This window comes from Intestinibacter sp., assembly GCF_022780145.1.
Lineage (GTDB): Bacteria > Bacillota > Clostridia > Peptostreptococcales > Peptostreptococcaceae > Intestinibacter.
Genome location: NZ_JALEXO010000136.1, coordinates 1 through 4625, shown reverse-complemented (window position 1 = coordinate 4625; position 4625 = coordinate 1). Strand labels below are relative to the sequence as shown.

6 protein-coding genes are annotated in these 4625 nt (G+C 28.6%); all 6 read right to left on the bottom strand.

All coding sequences use genetic code 11. The features are described 5' to 3' along the window. Positions 1-341, bottom strand: a 341-nt coding sequence (locus tag MR593_RS05360) for a UDP-N-acetylglucosamine 2-epimerase (protein ID WP_290690550.1), incomplete at its 3' end; no start/stop codon positions are given. Positions 342-353: 12 nt separating this feature from the next. Continuing rightward, positions 354-1460 (bottom strand): polysaccharide biosynthesis C-terminal domain-containing protein, encoded by a 1107-nt coding sequence (locus tag MR593_RS05355; protein WP_290690547.1) that lies wholly within the window; start codon positions 1458-1460, stop codon positions 354-356. Beyond that, positions 1420-2481 (bottom strand): polysaccharide biosynthesis protein, encoded by a 1062-nt coding sequence (locus MR593_RS05350; RefSeq protein WP_290690544.1) that lies wholly within the window; start codon positions 2479-2481, stop codon positions 1420-1422. Before MR593_RS05350 ends, MR593_RS05355 begins: the two co-directional genes overlap by 41 nt. A gap of 34 nt (positions 2482-2515) precedes the next feature. Continuing rightward, entirely contained in the window at positions 2516-3205 is a 690-nt protein-coding gene (locus MR593_RS05345; RefSeq protein ID WP_290690543.1) for a sugar transferase, read from the bottom strand. 94 nt (positions 3206-3299) lie between these two features. Continuing rightward, the gene (locus MR593_RS05340; RefSeq protein WP_290690541.1) at positions 3300-4040 is read right to left on the bottom strand and encodes a CpsD/CapB family tyrosine-protein kinase; all 741 of its coding nucleotides are present in this window, start codon (positions 4038-4040) and stop codon (positions 3300-3302) included. A gap of 21 nt (positions 4041-4061) precedes the next feature. Then, the coding region (locus tag MR593_RS05335) for a YveK family protein (protein ID WP_290690538.1) at positions 4062-4625 on the bottom strand (564 nt) is incomplete at its 5' end.

Here is a 4625-nt window from a genome sequence, read left to right as displayed (position 1 = left end):
ATAGGAATTTTTAATCTTTTAGCTGATATAGCCGAAAGCGCAGAGTTAGTATCTCCTAAAATTACAATTGCATCTGGAGATTCCTTTTGCATAATTTCATATGATTTTGAAATTATATTTCCCATAGTTTCTCCTAGATTTTCACCTACTGTATTTAAGTAGTAATCAGGCTGTTTTAATTGTAATTCTTTAAAAAATACTTCATTTAAGTTATAATCCCAATTTTGTCCAGTATGTACTAATATATGATTAAAGTACTTATCAAAAACCTTTATACACTGTGACAGTCTTATTATTTCAGGTCTTGTACCTACTATTGTCATTACTTTTAATTTATTCATATAATCCTCCAATTAAACCTTCAGATAATATGTATCTGGATTTTTAGGGTCAAAAGGTTCATTTGCCCACATAACTGTTACCAAATCTTCACTACCTTCATTGATTATATTGTGAGTGTATCCCGGTGGAATATCCACAACTTGTAAATTTTCACCATTTACATGATAATCTATAATATTATCGCTATTTATATCTCTAAATTGTATAAGTGCTTTACCCTTTACTACTAAAAACTTTTCATTTTTTGTATGATGCCAATGATTGCCTTTTACTATACCTGGTTTTGAAATATTTACAGATACTTGACCTCTATCTATTGTTCTTAAAAATTCTGTAAAAGATCCTCTTTCATCTAAATTCATTTTTAATGGATAACTAAATTCATCTTCTGGAAGATAGCTTAAATAAGTGCTGTACAATTTCTTCTCAAATTGATTATTCATATTTGGCACCTGTAAATTATTTCTACTTTCTTTAAAGGAACGAATAAGTTTCTCAATTTTTCCTAATGTTACTTCATGAGATATAGGTATTTTACAGAATTGTCCTACTCTATTTTCATTTGAATTTAATGCATTTATAAATTCCTCTACAATATCATCTATATATACTAAATTCATGACAGTATTAGGATCATTTACTTTTATATCTAAATTTCTAGAAATATTATTACAAAATGTCGCTACTACACTATTGTAGTTAGGCTTACACCATTTTCCAAATACATTAGGCAATCTATACACAAGTGTCTTTACATTATTTTCTTCTCCATATTTGAATATCAAATCTTCGCATTGCTTTTTACTCACACCATAGGAGTTTTCTTTTTCTGCTTGTATAGATGACGTAAATAAAATAGGTGCGTTATTTTTATTTTTTAATAATTTTTCTAATAAAACTTGAGTAAATTTTGTATTTCCAATATAAAATTCACTCTCATCTTTAGGTCTATTTATTCCAGCTAAATGGAATACAAATTCACAATCTAGGGTAAATTTATCTAACTGCTCTTCAGTCATATCTCTTGTAAATTCATAAACATCTATATTATTTTGCTTTAGTTCCCAAATTAAATTCTTAGCTATAAACCCTTTCGCTCCTGTTACTAATACTTTCATTTTTTTCACTCCAATTTTCAAGTTCTTTTCTTATGTATTTTAAAGAAAGTAATTTTTCTTTTACTTCATCAACATTTAAAATTCTCGTATTATATGAATTAAATTCTTCTATATTAGGGATTTCATTATCTCCTTCTATAAAATACTTATCATAATTCAAGTCTCTATTATCAGCAGGTACTCTATAAAATTCACCTAAATCTATAGCTACCTGATGTTCTTGAGCTGAAAGTAATGTTTCATGCATTTTTTCTCCATGTCTAACTCCTATTATTTTTATAGGATTATCTGCATTAAACAATTCTTTTACCGCCTGAGCTAATACCTTAATAGTACAAGCAGGAGCTTTTTGAACCATAATATCTCCACTTTTTCCATGTTCAAAAGCAAACATAACAAGATCAACAGCTTCCTCTAAACTCATAATAAATCTAGTCATATTTGGATTTGTAACAGTAAGTGGTTTTCCAGCTTTAATTTGTTCTATAAATAAAGGTATAACAGAACCTCTAGAACACATAACATTTCCATATCTTGTTCCACATATAACAGTCTTTTTTGATGATGCGTTTCTAGATTTTGCAACTAATACTTTTTCCATCATAGCCTTAGATGTTCCCATAGCATTTACAGGATAAACAGCTTTATCAGTAGATAAGCATATAACTTTTTTTACTCCTGAATCTATGCATGCTGTCAAAACATTATCAGTTCCTATGACATTTGTTTTTACAGCCTCCATTGGGAAAAACTCACAACTTGGAACTTGTTTTAAAGCAGCTGCATGAAATACATAATCCACACCATACATGGCATCCTTTATACTAGATGCATCTCTTACATCTCCTATATAATATTTTATCTTTTCGTTATTATATAAACGTCTCATATCATCTTGCTTTTTTTCATCTCTTGAAAAAATTCTAATTTCTTTTATATCTGTATTTAAAAATTTATCTAATACAGCATTTCCAAAAGAACCAGTACCCCCCGTTATTAAAAGAGTTTTATCTTTAAACACAGTCTCTTCCTCTCCTATCTTGTCATAATTATACTTATTTTGTTGAAATATTTTTAATACCAATAGTATTTTCTTCTAAATCATTCTCAGATGCTTCACTTCCCTCAACAATCCCATCCTTACTGAACACAAGAAATATAGTCTTGAAAAAGCACTTCAAATCCATAAAAAAACCAAAGTTCTCTACATACTCTCCATCGTACCTTGCCTTTGTCTCATCATCTAACATATCTCTTCCATTAACCTGTGCCCATCCTGTAAGTCCTGGCTTCACATCATTTGCACCGTATTTTTCTCTTTCATTTATTAAGTTATATTCTTCCAAAATTACAGGTCTAGGACCTATGATGCTCATCTGTCCAATTAAAATGTTTATAAGCTGTGGAAGTTCATCTAAAGAAGTCTTTCTAAGTATGCTTCCTAATTTCGTTATGTACTTTTTCGAATCTCCTAAATCTTTAGTAGCCACATTTTTAGGTGCCGAAACATCCATAGTTCTAAATTTATAAATATTAAAAGTAGTTTTATTTATGCCATACCTCTTCTGACTAAATATAACTGGCCCCTTTGAATCTATTTTTATAGCTATAGATATAATCAAAAAAATAGGAAATAAAATTACAATACCGAGAAAAGCTACTAATATATCTAGCGTCCTTTTTACAAAAGCATAAAACTTAGTTTCAACTCTATTTTTACGTTTAAAAGTTGATGTTTTATTCATTGTAACCTCCTCCTAATTAAATACTCCCCTCATTTAATAACCCTTTTATAATTTAATTTCCATATTATAAATTTATTTTTCATTTCATGTATTTTTAAGCTTTTTTAATTTTTAAACGTTTTTTTCTTTTAAATATATTCTTTTTACTTAATTTCTTTTTCTTTTTTTCTCCATAGTATTCACCATAATAGTATCCATAATCTGAGTTATGGCTTTCGTATTTATTTAATACTGCCCCTAAAATTTTTGCGTCTACATTCATTAACTTTTCCTTAGCTAATTTGGCAAAATCCATTTCTACTTCTCCAGAAGATATTACAAATACAACTCCATCACTTAGCTGTGAAAGTACACTTGCATCTGATACTATTCCTACAGGTGGTGAATCAATAAAAATATAATCATAATCTTCTCTTATTTCTTCTATAAATGATTTCATTCTATCTGTCACTAGTACTTCTCCAGGATTTGGAGGCATTATACCTGTTGTCAATAAGTCTAATTTTACTTTTTGTAGGTGATAAATTACTTTATCTAAAGCTTTGTCTCCTTTTAAAACATCCATCATCCCTTTTGAATTACTCAGTTCAAATATCCTATGTAAGCTTGGATTTCTTAAATCTCCATCTATTAATAGTATTTTCTTATCCTGTAAACTAGAAAAACTAATAGCTAAGTTTGCAGTAATTGTACTTTTTCCTTCATTTTGTTGAGTGCTAGTTACTAAGATGACCTTTAATTTTTTATCTAAATTAGCATATTCAATATTAGTTCTAATACTTCTATAAGCTTCTACTACTGGCGATTTTCCATCTAATTTATCTATAGTTCTCATCATTACCTCCTAATAAACCAATTATTTTTGCTTTGGTATTATACCTAAAACAGGTATATCTAAATGTTCTTTAATATCTGATGAAGTTTTTATTTTTGTATCCATCAGAGATTGAACAATCGCTATGCATATACCTAAAAGAACGCCAAATGCACTTGCTAAAATAACATTTTTGATTTTATTTGGTTTTACTGGAGAACTAGAAACTATAGCCTTATCTATAACTTCTACACCACTTACCTTCATTATTCGTTGGATTTCTTTATCAAAAACAGCTGGAATCGTGTCACATATTTCTCTAGCAGTTTTAGGATCCTTATATAGAACATCTACTTTTATTATTTGGGTATTAGTTATATTAGTAACGGTTACACATGATGCTAACTTTTTGTAGGAAATATCTAATCCCAACTGACTTATAGTTTTTCCAATTACGGATCTAGATGTTATTATCTCACTATATGTATAAGCTAGCTTTTGGACATAATTTATATCATCACTATTAGACAATTGCGTTTCTGAATTGCTATTTTCTTTATTAACAATTAAAGTAGTGCTTGATTGATACATAGGTGTAATAAAAAA